The following is a 17330-nucleotide window of genomic DNA, read 5'->3' on the forward strand; positions in this document are numbered from 1 at the left end:
TTATAGAGACAAACAAAGAGGCTTTGCAAAGCGCTGAGGCTAAATTTAAAAAAGTATGTGAAGAATTAGAAGCTCTTGGAGAAAAATAGTGATAAAGATAGAAAATTTAAGCAAATTTTATGGTGATACGCAGATCCTTTTTGATATAAATTTAGAAGTTAAAAAGGGTGAAATTTTTGCTATAGTGGGACACAGTGGTGCTGGCAAATCAACGCTTTTAAGATGTATAAACGGGCTTGAAAGCTATCAAGGTGGCAGCCTAAAAGTCTTTGATAAAGAGATAAAAAATTTAGATGAGATGCAGCAAAGGCATTTAAGGCGAGATGTCGGGATGATATTTCAGCATTTTGCATTAATGGCTAGAAAAAACGTCTTTGAAAACGTCGCTACTCCGCTTAAATTTTGGGGTTATAAAAGCGATGAAACTGAAAAAAGAGTGAGAGAGCTTTTAAATTTAGTCGGTCTTGAAAGCAAGGCAAAAAGCTATCCAAGCGAGCTAAGTGGCGGGCAAAAACAACGTGTCGCCATCGCTAGAGCGCTTGCTTTAAATCCTAAAATTTTACTAAGCGACGAGGCGACTTCGGCTCTTGATCCAAATACTACAAATCAAATTTTAGAGCTGCTTGAAAAGATAAACAAAGAGCTAGACATCAGCGTCGTAATCGTCACGCACGAGATGGAGGTCGTAAAATCGATCGCAAAACGTGCGATACTACTAGAAGGCGGTAAGATCATAGGCTCTGGAAGTATTGAAGAGCTATTTTTAAAGCCAGATGAGAAGATGAAAGAATTTTTGGGTGAAGTAGAAATTCTGCCAGACACTGGCACAAATATTAGGCTATTTTTCCCAAAAGAAGTGGCTCAAAATAGCGTAATCACACATATGGCTAGAAGCCTAAATATCGACTTTAACATAGTTTGGGGCAAGCTTGAGAAGCTAAACGAAAATGTTCTTGGCTCGCTTGTCATAAACATAGATGAAAAAGATAAAGAAAACGTACTTAACTACATCAAGCAAAGTGGCGTTTTATGGGAGGTTGCTTGATGTTTGGTATTGATTTTTCTAAATTTCCAGATGTGTTTTTGAGGATACTGTTGCCAGCTATCGGCGAGACGCTATATATGAGCATTGTCTCTACTCTACTCGCCTTTGCCATAGGCCTCATACCTGCGGTTTTGCTCATACTTTCAGACAAAGACGGATTAAAGCCAAACAAACAGCTTTATTTTGTACTTGATATCGTTATAAACGTACTTAGAAGCTTTCCGTTTATCATTCTCATCATTGTGCTCTTTCCGGTCACAAAAATGATCGTGGGTACAAGTATTGGCACCACAGCAGCGATCGTTCCGCTAACTATTGGAGCGGCTCCGTTTGTAGCAAGACTCATTGAAAATGCCCTAAAAGAGGTTGATAAAGGCATAATTGAAGCTGCCCAAAGCTTTGGAAGCTCGAAATTTCAGATCATCTTTAGAGTGATGTTTGTAGAGGCACTTCCTGGCATTATCTCGGCATTTACGCTAACTCTTATCGTAAATATCGGCTTTTCAGCGATGGCTGGAGCAGTTGGTGGTGGCGGACTAGGATCTGTCGCTATAAACTACGGATATCAAAGATTTCGCCCAGATATCATGCTCTACACCGTGGTTATTCTTATCATTATGGTTCAAATTTTTCAAGTTTTAGGTAACTACTTATATAAAATTTCTAAAAAATAGGCCTTTGTTTTTATCTGATTTTAAGCTTTTTTCCTTAAAATTGCCCAAATTAATTTTTAGCTGAAAGGATAAAAGATGAAATCAGATATGTGTCACATGTGCCGCCTAGTAAAAAACGCGTTGTCGAAAGACTAATCTCTAAGCACAAAATTTCTTTTTAAGTGCTTAGAACTAGCTTAAGCGCTTAAAAAGAAATTTAACCCTATAGCTTAAATTTATCCTTTTTTGGTGCTTGGCAAATTTTAAAAAAGGATAATAAATGAAAAAACTACTTCTCACTTCTTTAGTTGCTCTTGGTCTTAGTGTAAGTGCAAATGCAGCTGATAAATCAAAAACAATAATCGTTGGTGCTACACCTATTCCACATGCTGAAATTTTAGAGGTTGTAAAGCCTATTTTGGCAAAAGATGGCTATACGCTTGAGATCAAAGAATTTAACGACTACACTACGCCAAACCTTGCAACAGAAGATGGCGATTTAGATGCAAATTTCTTTCAGCACCTTCCATATTTGGACGAATTTAATAAAAACAAAGGCACTCATCTTGTAAAAACAGTTGGCGTTCATCTTGAGCCAATGGGAGTTTATTCTAAAAAGATAAAAGACATCAAAGATCTAAAAGATGGTTCGACCGTATCTATCCCAAATGATCCGACAAATGAAAGCCGTGCTTTAGATATCCTTGCAAATGCTGGACTTATTAAGCTAAACGATAATCCACTAAAAACTCCGCTTGATATAGTTGATAACCCTAAAAAGCTTAAATTTGAAGAGATCGAGACTGCTCAAGTACCAAGAACGCTTGATGACGTTACTATTGCAGTTATCAACACAAATTACGCTCTAAATGCTAATCTTAATCCAGTAAAAGACGCACTTGTGCTTGAAAGCAAAAATAGCCCATATGTAAACTACGTTGTAGTAAAGTCTGGCAACGAAAATAGCCCTAAAATAAAGGCTCTTGATAAAGCAATAAACTCATCAGAAGTTAAGAAATTTATCGAGATCAAATACAACGGCGCGATTCTTCCAGCATTTTAATTAAAATTTTAAATAAGCGACGTGAAAGCTTTTACCTTTTTAGCGTCGCTTAGACCAAACAAAAAAGGAAAAACAATGAAATTTATCAAACTTTTAACCGCATCTTTAGTTGCTCTAAGCCTTCACGCAGCCGACAAGGACCACACTATCGTAGTTGGCGTTTCACCAGTACCACACGCTGAAATTTTAGAATTTGTAAAGCCAAAGCTAAAAGAGAAAGGCTACGACCTTGTTATCTCTGAAATTTCAGACTACTCTATCCCAAATGTCGCCACAGAAGATGGCAGTTTGGATGCAAATTTCTTTCAGCATTTGCCATATCTTGAGGAGCAAAACAAGGCTAGAGGCTTGCATCTTGTAAGCGTTGCAAATGTCCATGTAGAGCCACTTGGCTTTTACTCTAAAAAGATAAAAAACATAAAAGAGTTAAAAGATGGCGCAAAAGTGGCGATCGCTTACGATCCGTCAAATGGCAACAGAGCGCTTAGAATTTTAGAAAAAGCTGGTCTTATAGAGATCGATAAAAACGTAAAAGTTGCAACTGTAAATGACATAACTAAAAATCCTAAGAATTTGCAGTTTGTCGAGCTAGAAGGTGCTCAGATACCAAGAACGCTTGATGATGTCGATATCGCTGCTATTAGCACAAATTTCGTCCTTGATCTTGGTATGAGTGTGGCAAAAGACGCACTTTTGCTTGAAGACGCCAACAGTCCTTATGCTAACATCATCGTCACAAAGGCTGGCAACAAAAATAACCCTAAAATCAAAGCTTTGATTGATGCAGTGCTTAGCCCCGATACTAAAAATTTCATCATCACTCGCTATAAAGGCGAAGTTATACCTGCATTTTAAAAATAGGGCGAGCTTTCGCCCTATTTTGTTTCTACTTTCATCCTGTTTTAATAAGCTACAAACTCTCTTTATTTTTGTCAAAAAGCTTAAGCTATGCTTTGCTAAAATGGCTCACTTTAAAATTTTTCAGGAATTTAAATGCTGCATGATGTTATTGATTTTATAGTTGCGAGCGTAAGTAGCTGGGGTTATGCTGGCATATTTGTGATGATGTTTTTAGAAAGCTCGTTTTTTCCATTTCCAAGCGAGGTCGCAATGATACCGGCTGGCTATTTGGCGCATAAAGGTGAAATGAGTTTAATTTTGGCCTTTCTTGCAGGCACGCTTGGAAGCCTGCTTGGCGCTATTTTTAACTATTATCTTTGCTACTTTTTTGGTCGCGAGATCGTTTTAAAATACGGCAAATTTGTGGGAATCACTCACGAAAAAATGGATAAATTTGAAGCATTTTTCAATAAACACGGCGAAATTTCTACATTTAACTCACGTCTGATTCCTGGCATTCGCCAATACATCAGCCTACCAGCTGGACTTGCTAAGATGAATATATTTAGATTTTGTCTATTTACCACACTTGGAGCTGGGATTTGGTGTGCTGTTTTGCTTGGAGTTGGCTATTTTCTAGGTTCAAATCCTAACAAACAGACATTTTTTTTAATCACGATCGCTCTTTTGGCTGTAGTTGCAGTAATAAGCGTGGTCTATATAATAAAGCAAAGAAAAGCCTAAATACATATAAAAATATGTAAAATTTAGTGTATTTTTCTAAATTTTTACTTGTGGTATTTAGTTAGATTTAACCTAGCAGATCGCACTCATCTTCTCTAATCTAGCTAAATTCCTTGAAATTTTCTCTAGTTCGCTTTGCTCGTACACCTCGGCACCAGAGTAGAAAAATTTCACATTTGAAGTTAAATTTGCATTTGAAATTGTAAGCCCAAGCTCGCTAACAAGGCGATTTATTGTCCCTTCATTGCCATCAATTATGCTTATATTTGACGGCAAAATTTCTCTTAGGCTATCTTTAAAATAGTTAAAGTGCGTGCAGCCAAGCACCAAAAAGCCAAATTTGCTTAGATCAAATTTAGCTAACTCTTCTTTTAGATATGATTTTACGTTTTTGGTATCAAATTCCCCATTTTCAGCAAAATTTACAAGGCGCGGCAGTGCAAGTAGCTCAGTCTTATCTTTTGCGTGTAAATTTGCGATCAGCTCTTTTAGTTTTGCACCATTTACGGTGACTGGAGTGGCTATGACAAGCGTTTTTAAGGCATCATTATGGCTTAAGTCATGAGCCTTTTTTACGGCTGGCTCCATGCCGATTATAGGTACATTTAAATTTGCTCTAAGCTCTTTTATCGCCACGCTTGTTGCCGTATTACAAGCTACTACAACGGCATTTGCGCCATTTTCTATGAGAAATTTCACCGCATCAAAGCTAAATTTTAATATCTCATCCCTACTCTTTTGTCCATACGGGACATTTTTTACGTCTGCGTAATATAAAAATTCATGCTCGCTAAGCTTGCTTAAAGCTTCATTTAAGACACTCAGTCCGCCAAGCCCCGAGTCAAATATACCTATCTTCATGCCCTTCCTTAAAGCCTGCAATTATAGCAAATAATATCTTTGTAAGCCGTTTTTTATTATACTTTGGCACTTTTTAAACTTGGAGTTAAATTTGGCAGTTGATAAGATCATTTTCTATCTTTGTTCGACTTTGATCGCTATAAGCATTATTTTTTCACTATCTTTGCCAGTTTTTACGGTTTTATTTTTTAATTACGACGAATTTCACTTTTTTATTCGCCAGTTCATTGTTGGTTGTATCGGAATTTTCATTATGTGGTGGCTCTCTAGACTCAATCCTGAAAAGACGCTTGTTTGGATAGGGTTTGGCCTTCTTATATCTTGCGGTATTGCTATGGGGCTAATGCATGCATTGCCAGCTTCAATGGTGACTGATGCTGGTGGTGCTAGGCGTTGGATCAGGCTACCTGGCTTTTCGCTAGCTCCAGTCGAGTTTTTTAAAATCGGTTTTGTCTACTTCTTAGCTTGGAGTTTTACTAGAAAATTTAGTGAGGGCAAAAGAACCTTGCTAGATGAGATTAAGATACTTATGCCTTATATTATTCTTTTTGGTGTTGCTATCTTTCTTATCGCTGTTATGCAAAATGACCTTGGTCAAGTGGTCGTGCTGGCACTTACATTTGTGACAATGGCACTTTTCGCAGGAGCAAGTGCGAGACTTTTTAGTATCGGTATCTTAGGGGCTGCTTTTGTTATGACAGTAGCGATAGTCAGCTCTGAGCATAGAATTTTACGTATAAAGTCATGGTGGGGCACGATACAAAATATGGTGCTTTCTTTCTTACCTGATAGCGTTGCAGATGTATTAAGAGTAGCTGATGCGCCAGAGCCATATCAAATTTCTCACTCATTAAACGCTATAAAGCATGGCGAATTTTTCGGCGAAGGACTTGGCGCTGGTATATTTAAGCTCGGCTTTTTAAGCGAGGTTCATACTGACTTTGTATTAGCTGGTATCGCTGAAGAGGTCGGTGTATTTGGTATTTTGTGTATCGTAGCTATATTTATAACGCTACTTTATAGAATTTTTAGAATTTCAGCCAGAAGCGAAAATAAGGTCTATCATCTATTTACGCTTGGTGTAGGACTTATCTTATCGTTTTCATTTTTAATGAATAGCTATGGTATCACATCGATCACGCCTATCAAAGGTATTGCCGTGCCATTTCTTAGTTACGGCGGTAGCTCTGTGCTTGCGATTTGTATCGGTATCGGCATGGTTTTGATGGTTAGTAAAAGGGCAAAATTATGATTGTTATTTGTGGCGGTGGTACCGGTGGGCATTTAGCGATCGCAAGAAGCTTTTGCGAAGAGCTAAACGAGCGAGATATCAAGCCCATTTTTATTGGCTCAACTACTGGACAAGATAAATTTTGGTTTGAAAATGACGAGAATTTTTTACAAAAATTTTTCTTGCCAAGTAGTGGCGTGGTAAATAAGAGAGGCTTTGCTAAACTAAAATCACTAACAAATATCGTAAATCTTGCTTTAAAATGTAGAAAAATTTTTAAGCAAAATGACGTTAAGGCAGTCATTAGCGTTGGTGGCTATTCAGCAGCTCCAGCGGCCATTGCGGCAATCATCTCAAAAGTACCACTTTTTATCCACGAACAAAATGCTGTAATGGGTAAATTAAATAAAATTTTAAGGCCCTACGCGAAAGGCTTTTTTAGCTCTTATGATGAAGCTTTGCCCTACCCTTATCCCGTAGCAAAGAAATTTTTTGATAGTGCAAGAGTGAGAGAGGAGCTAAAGACTATCTTGTTTTTAGGAGGCTCGCAAGGTGCAAAAGCGATAAACGAGCTAGCTATAAATTTAGCTCCATATCTTAAAGAAAAAGGCATAAAAATAATTCATCAATGTGGTAAAAATGGCTTTGATGAACTTAAAAAAAGATATGATGAACTTGGCTTTAATGAAACGAATTTAGAAATTTTTGAATTTAGTAAAGAGATAGAAAATAAGATGAGTAAGGCCGACCTTGCCATATCAAGAGCAGGAGCTAGCTCGCTTTGGGAGCTTTGCGCAAATGCTTTGCCATCTATCTTTGTGCCATTTCCCTATGCTGCTGGCAATCACCAGTTTTATAACGCTAAATTTTTAAAAGATAAAGGTATTGCTGAAATTTGCTTGCAAAATGGAGAAATTTTAAACAAAGATGAAGTTATAAGAATGATAGAAAATTTTGATCTAAACAAAAGCAGTAAAGCTCTAAAAGAGATCCTTTTGCCAAATGGAGCAAAAGAGATAATTGATAAAATTTTAAACTAGCTCCTCGCCTATCGCACAAGCTTTTAGTTCTTTTAGCTCAAAGATCAAGTAATGATAAATAAGCTCATTTGTATTTAAAATTTTTGCACTAAAGACTGGTTTTATCATAGTTATTATCTTATCAGTTATACCCGCGATCTCCACCAGTAAAAGTTCATCTTTGCGTTGCTTTGCAGCCTTAATACAATTATAAAAGAACGTATAAATTATCTTAAAATTTTGCAAAATAACATTTGAAACTATCCTTGAATGAATATGCAAAACATTATGTATACGCTCTTGTAGAGTATTTAGCTCCGCAAGTATTGATTTTATTTGAGTAGTATCTGTTGTCCTAGAAAAGAGATTTTTCGCTTTATTTTTGTTTTGTATTTGATACTCTGCTACCAAAATTTCTATTATATTTAAAATGGCGACATAGCTTTCTTGTAAATTTTCATTTGCCTTAAAGCTTACACCGTTTTTCTCAATTTTATAGTTTAAGCTTCTCTTTATCTGCTCCAAATAAGTACTAATGTTTTCATAATAGTCCTCTGTATTGAATACACTTTTAAAAAAATCGCTTTCACCTTTTAAATTTGTAAGCTTTTTTTTAAGTTCATCAGCATTTTTATTAAACTCAACAACTCCAACTGCCAAGCCGATCTCGTGCTCACTATTTTGTTCTAATGCTGTCAAACTCTCTTTTAGTACCGAAATTTGTTTTTGAATATTTTGAAAATCCATTTTTTCTCTTTTAATTTTTTGCTTATTTTACTATAAAAATCATGAAGTTTGTCATTAAGAATTAAAAAGATGGTGCGCCCGAGAGAATTCGAATCTCTGACCTTTTGAACCGCAATCAAATGCTCTATCCAGCTGAGCTACGAGCGCACAAGAAAGTTAAGTCGAGATATTAGCCAAACTTTCCTTAAAGAAAAATTGTATTCATTTTAATTTTATAACTGTTTTAGTAAAATCCAATAAAACAAAAGGAGCAAAAATGAATGATTTTTTCGATAGTTTAAAAGAGATAAAAAAAGAACTTACTAAAGAGCAAGGTGAGATCAAAAAAACTCAAAAAGAAGCCGTTTCTCATACAAAAGAAGAGGCGATCTCATATAAAGAAAATAAGCTAAAAAACGAATTTGCAGAGTACATTAAAGGCCAAGATATAAGAAAAATATAAATTTGGAATGCTTATTGCTAAAACATGTAATATTTTATGTGGAGTAGGCAATGAAAGTTACGCAAACATTAGAATCTCTAAGCATTTTAACTGATAATGACATTTTGTTTCGTGAGCTTAGAGATATGATAAGCAGAAATTTTACAAAAATTTTATCTAATAAAAATAAGGTTATTTCGTTTTACGAAGAGAGCGAGATCCCACAACGCAAGTGCTTTTTAAAATTTATAAAAAAACTTTATGAAAAGCAAAGCGATGATAAGCTTGATATTCGTTTTGCAAACTATAAAACCATAAAACTTGGCTTTGTTCAAAAAAATACCCTAACTCCAGTCATTAGCCTAAACGTAAATTTTGTAAAAAATGGAGTCAAATTTGAACTAAAAGATGCACTTTGCAGAGACTTTGCTAGCTATATCAGCGAGAGTCTAGTAAAAAGTAATGTTACTTTTAGCAAAAATGATGATTTTTTAAACATCACCATCTCAAACGACAACGACATAAACACATTAAACAAACTGCTTTACAAAAGAAGCTATCCAAAATTTAGCGTAAATTTTATCTATGATGAAAAAGACTACAAAGCCTTTAAACAAGGCATAAAAATAAAAAGCTCATCTAAATTTGTAAGTAGATTTTCTGTGCTTGCAAATTTGCTTGAGGAAAATTTTGGGATTTTGGGTTGTAAAAAAAATGATGACTTTGAAACCATCAGACAAAGTTACCTTTCGCTCGTAAATATCTATCACCCAGATAGGCATGCCAACAAAAATCCTCTCATACAAGAAGAATACACAAAGAAATTTAAAAATATTCAATCTGCTTATGAGAGCCTAAAACCATACTTTAAAAATCAAGAAAATTTTGTGATGGTTGGCTAGAGCACGGCTTGCCACAAGGGCTATTAAAGGGAGCAAAGATGAATGGTGAAATGTTTAATATATGCGCCATTATTGTTGCCACAAAGCAGGCCATAAAGTCAAATTCTCCTATCCTATATAATGGTACTAACTACGAAAATAGTATAAATTTTCACTTTCTCTCAGGCCATAGGGCAAATGGCGTAAATGAGTGGTTTGAGCACGCATTAAAACTTGGATTAAGCGATGTAAGACTTGCTACAAATTTAACTGGCTCATCAAATGAACGTTTATTGCTTAGCTTTTCAAACTCTACCACAAAATCGATCATTTGTATTTTTAAAGAGCACATAAGCTGCTTTGTGCCCTACTGGAAATACAACAAAGACCAAAGAGGCTGGGACATAATATATAAAGAATTAGGTCTTGAAAAAGATGTAAATTTAGAAAATTTTAGCGACAACACAGAGGTTTTTATGGCCATACTTACCAAGATAGCGGCCTTTGCAGATGAGATAGAGTGTGAGAATTTTGGTGAGTGTTTTCGTAGGGCATTAAAATCACTTAGATCTTCAAGCAATGATGATCAAAAGATATTTAATGCACCGCTTATGCCAAAGAAAAATTTAGCCCTTTTTGCTGCGGCAAGCTTGGCTGATGTCTTTGGCGGTATGGGCTCTTGGAACGACGATGCAGCGGGCATGGCACAATATAAAAAACGTGGCAAAGAGTACGAAGAGCTTAGTAACGAGCTTTTTACGCAGATGCGTAAGGCCATACTTTTTGCTGTGAATGAGTGGTATAGTTAACCGTTTATCTGATAGACTCTTTTTCGCTGGCTTGAGCTTCCGATATTTAGGATTTTGCGGTATTTTGTGATAGTTCGGCGAACGATTTGGATGTTAAATTTAGCTTGTATGAGCTCTTGAATTTTTAGATCAGAAAGTGGTTTTTTGTGGTCTTCGCCTTTAATGAGCTCTAGTAAAAATTCCTTTATTGCAGCGTTTGAGATCTCATCGTCAAAGCCAGTTGAAAAGAAATTTTTAAGTGCGACCGTACCTCTTGAGCAGCTTAAATATTTATTCGCAATCGCCCTTGATATGGTTGATGGGTTGCGCCCAAGCTCTTCTGCTAGGTCTTTTAGCTTCATGGGCTTTATGTCGCCGCCCAAGAAGTAGTCATACTGATACTCAACTATCATAAGCCCTATCTTATAAAGCGTCGCTTTTCTCATCTCAAGGGCGTCTATGAGCTCGCTCGCCTCTTTTATGCGCGAGCTTACAAAGGCCTCTTTCTCGTCTAATCCCTCGGTATCAACAAAAATTTCTGGATAGTACTCATCATTTATCTGCACACTTATGCCACTACTTGTGCTTAGTACGAAGATATCAGGCACTGCCTCTTTTTCATCTTCAAGATACTCAATGGCCGGGGGATTTTTAAATTTTTTTATGATCTTTAGCGCATCGTCGTAAAATTTAAGCTTTCTAAGTTTTTCTATATTTTCAAAATTTAAGATAATCTTTCTTGCGCACTCTATGATCTCATCGCTTGCCTCTGCCTCACTTAGCTGAAACAAAAAGCTCTCTTTCACATCTTTTGCGCCAACGCCACATGGTTCAAGGTGGGCAAATCTCGCCCTAACCCGCTCCACTTCGTCCTCATTAAAGCCAGCAAAAATTTCATCATCATAAGAAAAATATCCCTCATCATCTAAGCACTCGATGATCTTATATGCGATATCTTGAGACTTTTGCGTGGGGAAAAGTGGCGGATTGATTTGACTAATTAGCTTTTCATAGAGGCTTTCTTTGTAAATGCTTAAAGCCTCGATGCTCTCACTAACAGAATTTCTACTAACTTGCTCGAAAAAATTTCGCTTTTTTTCGCTTTTTTCTAAATTTTTATGTTCAATTGTGGCAAATGGATTGTCTTTTACAAAAGGCTCAAGCGTCTCTTTTAGCTCATCAAGCCCGCTTTGAAGGATAGGAAGCCAGCTTCTTAGCGTTTGGTTTAGTTTGATCTTTGGCGCTAAAGTTTGCTTTTGCCTTAGCATCATCTACTCAAGCAGCTTAAATTCTTCGCCAAGATAGTGCGTTCTAACGAGCTTGTTGTTTGCCACTTCGCTCGCACTGCCGCTTGCTAGCAGCGAGCCATCTTTGATGACGTAGGCTCTATCGCAAATGGCTAGTGTCTCACGGACGTTGTGGTCAGTTATCAAAACGCCGATGCCTAGCTTTTTAAGGTCTCTAACGATGCTTTGGATGTCGCTAACTGCGATAGGATCGACGCCTGCAAATGGCTCATCAAGAAGTAAAAATTTTGGCTTTATGATGAGGCTTCTAGCGATCTCACAGCGTCTGCGCTCGCCACCACTTAGGCTAACACCCTTTCTTAGGCGGATAGGCTCGATATTTAGCATATTTAGCATCTCATTTACTCTTTTAGAGATCTCTTCTTCGCTTTGATTTAAAATTTCAGCACCAAGAAGTAAATTTTCTTCGACACTTAGCTCTTTAAATATGCTTGATTCTTGCGGCAAATAGCCAATGCCAAGGTGTGCTCTTTTGTGAAGTGGGACGTTTGTGATCTTTTCATCATTTAAAAAGACATCTCCGCTAGTTGGCGAGATGAGCCCGCAGATCATATAAAAAGTGGTCGTCTTTCCAGCGCCATTTGGCCCAAGAAGCCCCACGACTTCGCCGCTATTTACCTCTAAAGATATACCTTTTATGATCTCACTTTTCTTAATCGTCTTTTTTAGATCTTTTACTTCTAGTTTATGCACTTATAACCTCGTATTTTCTGCCATTTTTGCTAGGAGAAATTTTTACTAATGTATAGCTCTCGCCGTTTTTCTTTAGAGCTTTTTCTAAATTTTCATCGCCCCACTCTACTAGATGAAGCCCCTCTTCAAATAAATTTTCAAAAAGGCCATTTTTTGCCATCCCATCAAAACCGATCTGGTAAATGTCGTAGTGGTAGATATCTTTACCATAAATTTGCATCAAAGAGAATGTCGGCGACGTCACGCTCTCTTCTATGCCATGAGCCTTGATGATCGCCTTTACAAGCGTCGTTTTTCCACTTGCTAGATCGCCACTTAGTAGCACCACGCCACTTTTTGGCAGCACCCGCACAAGCTGGTCTAGCTTATTCTCTAAAAGCTCAAAAACCATCAAAGCTCTTTTACATATTCGCTTTGAGCGCTTTTTGGTATGCTTTTTGTAGTTGGGATCGCTAGCACCTTGTATCTCGCCTCACGTGTTAGAAATTTGATAGTGATGACATCGCCGATCTTTACATCTTTTGCCGCTTTTGCCTGCACGCCGTTGATGCTCACAACGCCGCTTTTGCACATATCTTCGCTAACGGCACGCCTTTTGGTGATATTTACTACGTTTAAAAATTTATCTACTCTCATGCGGCGGATTTTAACAAAAATAGCCTTAAATTTTTAATCCTTTAGATATTTTAAAAGCTCTTTTAAATTTAGAGGTATGACGCTGCCATGGGTTTCATTTTTAAAAAGCTTAAAGTGAGAATTCACGCCACTTTGCTTTAAAATTTGGGCTAGATCGCTCGCCTTTAAAGTGCCAGGCTTGTCAGTCTTGCCCTTTCTCTTTTCAAGCTCACCAACGCTAAGAAAGACGAATTTAGCTTTTAGCTTCTCTTTAAATTTACCCTCGCTCACATTTTGCTTTAAAATTTCAGATTCACCCCACCAAAGAGATGGCGAAACGATAAAGAAATTTGAAAATACACCATCATTTTTAAGCAAAGCATAGAGCGTAAAAAGCCCGCCAAAAGAGTGTCCATAAAGGCTCTTTTGGCTATTTTGCACGTTAAATTTCTGATCGATTAATGGCACTAAATTTCTAGTTAAAAAGTGGTAAAACGCATCTGCGCCCCCACCCTTGCTAAATTCCTCGCCTTCTGCCTTTGGCGTGAGATCTCTTGTGCGTTTTTCTACCTCGTAGCTTTTGTTGCTGTCATATCCTATACCTATTATTAGTGGGGCAGCCTTGCCATCAAATTCATTTAAAAGCATGTTAAACTGGGCATTTGCATCAAGCAAGAAAAGCACATTTTTAAACTCATTTTGTCCCTTTAGCTTGGCTGTGAAAATTTTATAAATTTCATCATTTGCGCTCATTTTAAAGGTTGAAATTTCAAATTTACTAGCAGCTTTTTGGCTAAGTGGCTCAGGCGTTTGGCTAGGTCCTGCGTGCAAAGTCTGCGTCACGCCAAGCGTAAAAAGCAAAAATTTAAACGCTCTTACCATTTTGCAGCGACCTTAAACCAAAATCTCCTGCCCTCTTGTGGATAAAAGTAATATTTGCCGTCGTCTGCTAGCGCCTCATCGTATCTTACTTTATCAAAGATGTTGTAGGCATTTAGGCTAAGCGTTAGGTGCTTGTTTGCGTCCCAGCTGACGCCTGTATCAAAGGTGAGTAGGTCTTTTGTGTTCTCTCTTACGCTGTTGCCAGCACCAAAATTTACGCTTGTTAGCTTACTCTCATAGTTTGCGCCAAAAAATGTCTTGACACTTTTTATAGGCTTATATGTAAGCATGGCGTGAAGTGTGTGCTCTGGCGTTGCTGTTAGGCTTTTACCATCAAGTCTGTTAAGCCCTGTTTGGCTAAATTTCATAGGGCCTCTTGGCGTGTTTATAGTTGGATCACCAGTTTTTATCTTTGACTTATTATAGGTGTAGTTTGAGCTTAAATTTAGATTTGAAAGGATGTCATAGTCGCCACTTAGCTCCACGCCCCAAACGGTCGCACCCTCAATGTTAAAGTAAGTTCCCCAACCAGGGCAAGTAACGTCTGGTGCATTTGTGCAAGTGCCAAAGGCTGGAATTCCATTTACTCTTTTACTGCCATCAGTGTCTAGGATCTTATCTTTAAACTCATTTCTAAAAAGCGTCACAGAGCCTCTAAAATCAGCCTGATTGTCATAATATGCCCCAACTTCATAAGTCGTGCTCTTTTCTGGTTTTAGGTCCTTGTTGCCAAAATCAACTATACTCCAAGCCTTTTGAATAGTGCCTACTTCTGGAGAAATTTGATTGACATCTGGGGTTTTGTAGCCAGTCGCTACGCCACCTTTTAGGCTTAGTGTATCTGTGGCGTTATAGACTAGGTAGGCTCTTGGCGAGAGGTGGTTGCCAAAAAATTCATTGTGCGTGAGCCTTGAGCCAAGCGTTAAAAATAGCTTCTCATCTAAAATTTGCCACTCATCCTCGATAAATCCCGCATGCTCGCTCATCGAGTAGGTCTTTGGATCTTTTAAGCCGTTTCTTGAAGCGTTTGAGACGATGAAGGTCGTGCCTACATTTTGCTTGCTAAAGTCATAGCCAAAAGTTAGAGTGTGCGCGCCAAAAAAGGTTGTAAATTTAGAGTTGAAGTTGTGATTTTTAGCTTTTGCTGGTATAAATTTATCAAAAAGGCTTGTTCTTTGTGTCTGGTCATAAATGTAGCTGATATCGGCATTTAGGTTATCAAATTCGCCAAGATAGCCCACGCCATAGCTCTTCTTCTCGTAGTCATAGGCGTTTAAAACCTTATTTGTTTTTATGGTAGCTGTTTTGCCAACGGTGCGCGAGTAGTCGTGTTTTTCACTTGAGCCAAGGATGAAAAATTTATTGTGCTCATCTGGCGTGATCCAAAGCTTTGCGCTTAAATTTCTCTTATCGCTCTTTTGATAGCCGCCTTTGTAATTATCTTCATCTCTTAGCTTTTTGTATCCCCAAAGCTGAAGCGCAAAAAGCTCTTTATAAAGAGGTAAATTTAGATAAAAGTCACCCTGCCTGCCGTCTCCTATGCCTTTGTGAGTGTTTATCGTGGTTGAGATACCGACATTGCCACTAAATTTTGAAAAGTCCTTTTTGGTAATGATATTTATCACACCACCAACCGCATCGCTACCATAAAGCGAGCTCATAGGACCACGGATGACCTCTATACGCTCGATCGCCTCAGCTGGCGGGATGAAATTTGAGTTCATATCCCCTGCTCCGCCCTTTGGATTTGCGCTACTTGAATTTACTCTTTTGCCATCAATCAAAACTAGCGTTTGAGACTTCTCCATGCCGCGTATCGAGATGCCACTAGCTGCCCCGTCTTCGCCACCAACGACATTTACGCCTGGCACTTTTTGGGCGATTGAGTGAAGTGAGGTAAAGCTATCTTTTGTTAGCTCATCGCCACTTATCACGCTGATGCTTGCAGGGGCTTCTTTGATCTGCTGCGAAAAGCCACTCGCACTTACTACGACGCCATCTAGCTTAGTTTCGTTGTTCTCTTTCTCTACTGCATAGAGAGAATTTGCCACACAAGCGCTAAGGCAAATGGCGATAAATTTTGTTTTTCTCACGACTATCCTTTTAAAATTTAATTTGAAAAAGTTTGAAATTTAACAAAGTATCTTTTAAAACAATATTAATTATCATAATTTTAAATAGTAATCTTTTTTATAAAATTTTCTAAGAAAAAACTTACATTATTTATCAAATTAGTTTATTAAAAATTAATCAATTTAGGCTAAAATACGACCATTTTAACAAAAGGAAGAGCTATGAAAAAAGACGTAAAAAAAGTGGTTTTAGCATACTCTGGCGGACTTGACACAAGTATCATTTTAAAATGGCTTCAAGATGAATATAACTGCGAAGTAGTCACATTTACAGCTGACATCGGACAAGGCGAGGAGCTAGAGCCTGCACGCAAAAAAGCCTTAGCACTTGGTGTAAAGCCTGAAAATATTTTTATAGAAGATTTAAGAGAAGAATTTGTACGTGATTATGTATTTCCTATGTTTAGAGCAAATGCAGTCTACGAGGGCGAGTATCTGCTTGGCACTTCGATAGCGCGCCCACTAATAGCAAAACGCCAAAGCGAGATCGCAAGACTTGTTGGTGCTGATGGCGTGAGCCACGGAGCAACAGGCAAAGGCAACGACCAAGTTCGCTTTGAGCTTGGATACTACGCGCTCGGCGACAACCTAACTATTATAGCTCCATGGCGCGAGTGGGATCTAAATAGCCGCGAAAAACTTTTGGCTTACGCTGAGAAAAACGGCATATATATCACTAAAAAACCAGGCAAAAGCCCATACTCAATGGACGCAAATTTACTTCACATAAGCTACGAAGGTCTAGTGCTTGAAGACCCAAGCCACGCACCAGAAGATGATATGTGGAGATGGACAGTAAGCCCAAAAGATGCTCCAGATAAGAGCGAGATCATAGAGATCGGCTATGAAAAAGGTGATCCAGTGAGCATAAACGGTAAAAAAATGAGCCCAGCTGAAATTTTAACCGAGCTAAACCGCCTTGGCGCAAAACACGGTATAGGCAGACTTGACATCGTAGAAAACCGCTCTGTTGGTATGAAGAGTCGCGGATGCTACGAAACTCCTGGTGGCACGATAATGCTAAAAGCTCACAGAGCGATAGAGAGTATCACGCTTGACCGCGGCGCAGCTCACTTAAAAGATGAGATCATGCCAAAATACGCCGAGCTAATTTACAACGGCTACTGGTGGTCACCTGAGCGAAATATGCTCCAAGCTCTCATTGATAAGAGCCAAGAGCATGTAAATGGCTCTGTAAAAGTTGAGCTTTATAAAGGCAACGTGACCATTCTTGGCAGAAGCAGTAAAAATGATAATCTATTTAGCGAGGCATACTGCACATTTGAAGAAGATGGCGTTTATGATCAAAAAGATGCAGCTGGATTTATCAAACTAAATGCACTTCGCTTTATCATCGCACGTAAAAATGGGCGAAAATTTGACTAAAAATAAAATTTAAAAGGAAAGA

The 17330-nt window shown here is 38.0% G+C and carries 19 protein-coding genes and 1 tRNA gene; 11 read left to right on the top strand and 9 right to left on the bottom strand.

Annotation, left to right across the window (positions count from 1 at the left end; translation table 11 throughout):
- The first annotated feature begins 88 nt into the window (after window positions 1–88).
- The 5 genes from A3854_RS03365 (at window position 89) to A3854_RS03385 (ending at window position 4345) form a co-directional block, all read left to right on the top strand.
- On the top strand, window positions 89–1045 hold the full coding sequence (locus tag A3854_RS03365; protein ID WP_084041314.1) for a methionine ABC transporter ATP-binding protein: 957 nt from the start codon (window positions 89–91) through the stop codon (window positions 1043–1045).
- The gene (locus A3854_RS03370) at window positions 1045–1719 is read left to right on the top strand and encodes a methionine ABC transporter permease (RefSeq protein ID WP_084041315.1); all 675 of its coding nucleotides are present in this window, start codon (window positions 1045–1047) and stop codon (window positions 1717–1719) included. The genes A3854_RS03365 and A3854_RS03370 overlap by 1 nt, the downstream gene beginning before the upstream one ends.
- Before the next feature lie 259 nt (window positions 1720–1978).
- Entirely contained in the window at window positions 1979–2761 is a 783-nt protein-coding gene (locus tag A3854_RS03375) for a MetQ/NlpA family ABC transporter substrate-binding protein (RefSeq protein WP_084041316.1), read from the top strand.
- A 75-nt stretch (window positions 2762–2836) separates the two neighbouring features.
- Window positions 2837–3616 carry a MetQ/NlpA family ABC transporter substrate-binding protein gene (locus A3854_RS03380; protein WP_084041317.1) on the top strand — a complete coding sequence of 260 codons (780 nt, stop codon included), beginning with the start codon at window positions 2837–2839 and terminating at the stop codon, window positions 3614–3616.
- 138 nt (window positions 3617–3754) lie between these two features.
- Complete coding sequence (locus A3854_RS03385; RefSeq protein WP_084041318.1) at window positions 3755–4345, top strand: DedA family protein; 591 nt, start codon at window positions 3755–3757, stop codon at window positions 4343–4345.
- A gap of 72 nt (window positions 4346–4417) precedes the next feature.
- Here the strand turns inward: A3854_RS03385 and murI are convergent, their stop codons facing one another.
- Window positions 4418–5206 carry a glutamate racemase gene (gene murI / locus A3854_RS03390; RefSeq protein ID WP_084041319.1) on the bottom strand — a complete coding sequence of 263 codons (789 nt, stop codon included), beginning with the start codon at window positions 5204–5206 and terminating at the stop codon, window positions 4418–4420.
- A 91-nt stretch (window positions 5207–5297) separates the two neighbouring features.
- On the opposite strand from murI, the gene A3854_RS03395 reads away from it, so the two are divergent.
- Together A3854_RS03395 and murG are read left to right on the top strand one after the other, a co-directional pair.
- Window positions 5298–6458 (top strand): FtsW/RodA/SpoVE family cell cycle protein, encoded by a 1161-nt coding sequence (locus tag A3854_RS03395; RefSeq protein WP_084041320.1) that lies wholly within the window; start codon window positions 5298–5300, stop codon window positions 6456–6458.
- Window positions 6455–7477: an undecaprenyldiphospho-muramoylpentapeptide beta-N-acetylglucosaminyltransferase gene (gene murG / locus A3854_RS03400; RefSeq protein ID WP_084041321.1), complete on the top strand. Its 1023-nt coding sequence runs from the start codon at window positions 6455–6457 to the stop codon at window positions 7475–7477. Before A3854_RS03395 ends, murG begins: the two co-directional genes overlap by 4 nt.
- On the opposite strand, the gene A3854_RS03405 is transcribed toward murG, so the two are convergent.
- Both A3854_RS03405 and A3854_RS03410 read right to left on the bottom strand, forming a co-directional pair.
- Window positions 7469–8203: an imidazole glycerol phosphate synthase gene (locus A3854_RS03405; protein WP_084041322.1), complete on the bottom strand. Its 735-nt coding sequence runs from the start codon at window positions 8201–8203 to the stop codon at window positions 7469–7471. The two genes, murG and A3854_RS03405, sit on opposite strands and share 9 nt — an antisense overlap.
- Before the next feature lie 70 nt (window positions 8204–8273).
- Window positions 8274–8350 (bottom strand) — tRNA-Arg (locus A3854_RS03410).
- Window positions 8351–8459: 109 nt separating this feature from the next.
- On the opposite strand from A3854_RS03410, the gene A3854_RS03415 reads away from it, so the two are divergent.
- The 3 genes from A3854_RS03415 to A3854_RS03425 are packed head-to-tail and all read left to right on the top strand — an operon-like array spanning window position 8460 to window position 10314.
- Window positions 8460–8645, top strand: a complete 186-nt coding sequence (locus A3854_RS03415) for a hypothetical protein (protein ID WP_054196631.1) — start codon at window positions 8460–8462, stop codon at window positions 8643–8645.
- A gap of 50 nt (window positions 8646–8695) precedes the next feature.
- Window positions 8696–9526, top strand: a complete 831-nt coding sequence (locus A3854_RS03420) for an adenylosuccinate lyase (protein ID WP_084041323.1) — start codon at window positions 8696–8698, stop codon at window positions 9524–9526.
- 38 nt (window positions 9527–9564) lie between these two features.
- Window positions 9565–10314: a hypothetical protein gene (locus A3854_RS03425; RefSeq protein WP_084041324.1), complete on the top strand. Its 750-nt coding sequence runs from the start codon at window positions 9565–9567 to the stop codon at window positions 10312–10314.
- Here the strand turns inward: A3854_RS03425 and A3854_RS03430 are convergent.
- From A3854_RS03430 to A3854_RS03455, 6 genes are read right to left on the bottom strand one after another with little or no spacing between them, the layout of a single operon-like run.
- On the bottom strand, window positions 10311–11561 hold the full coding sequence (locus A3854_RS03430; protein ID WP_257639872.1) for an RNA polymerase factor sigma-54: 1251 nt from the start codon (window positions 11559–11561) through the stop codon (window positions 10311–10313). The two genes, A3854_RS03425 and A3854_RS03430, sit on opposite strands and share 4 nt — an antisense overlap.
- A gap of 3 nt (window positions 11562–11564) precedes the next feature.
- Window positions 11565–12293, bottom strand: a complete 729-nt coding sequence (gene lptB / locus A3854_RS03435; RefSeq protein WP_084041326.1) for an LPS export ABC transporter ATP-binding protein — start codon at window positions 12291–12293, stop codon at window positions 11565–11567.
- Window positions 12286–12684: a tRNA (adenosine(37)-N6)-threonylcarbamoyltransferase complex ATPase subunit type 1 TsaE gene (gene tsaE, locus A3854_RS03440; RefSeq protein WP_084041327.1), complete on the bottom strand. Its 399-nt coding sequence runs from the start codon at window positions 12682–12684 to the stop codon at window positions 12286–12288. The genes lptB and tsaE overlap by 8 nt, the downstream gene beginning before the upstream one ends.
- Window positions 12684–12929: an RNA-binding S4 domain-containing protein gene (locus A3854_RS03445; protein WP_084041328.1), complete on the bottom strand. Its 246-nt coding sequence runs from the start codon at window positions 12927–12929 to the stop codon at window positions 12684–12686. The genes tsaE and A3854_RS03445 overlap by 1 nt, the downstream gene beginning before the upstream one ends.
- Before the next feature lie 33 nt (window positions 12930–12962).
- A complete protein-coding gene (locus tag A3854_RS03450; protein ID WP_084041329.1) occupies window positions 12963–13790 on the bottom strand; it encodes an alpha/beta hydrolase in 828 nt (275 codons plus the stop codon).
- Window positions 13784–15883, bottom strand: coding sequence for a TonB-dependent receptor domain-containing protein (locus A3854_RS03455; RefSeq protein WP_084041330.1), 2100 nt, complete (start codon window positions 15881–15883; stop codon window positions 13784–13786). Before A3854_RS03455 ends, A3854_RS03450 begins: the two co-directional genes overlap by 7 nt.
- Window positions 15884–16084: 201 nt before the next feature.
- Here A3854_RS03455 and A3854_RS03460 point away from each other — a divergent pair, with 201 nt between their 5' ends.
- The gene (locus A3854_RS03460; RefSeq protein WP_084041331.1) at window positions 16085–17308 is read left to right on the top strand and encodes an argininosuccinate synthase; all 1224 of its coding nucleotides are present in this window, start codon (window positions 16085–16087) and stop codon (window positions 17306–17308) included.
- Window positions 17309–17330 lie beyond the last annotated feature (22 nt).

The sequence above is a fragment of the Campylobacter concisus genome (assembly GCF_002092845.1).
In the GTDB taxonomy this organism is placed as follows: Bacteria; Campylobacterota; Campylobacteria; order Campylobacterales; family Campylobacteraceae; genus Campylobacter_A; species Campylobacter_A concisus_AQ.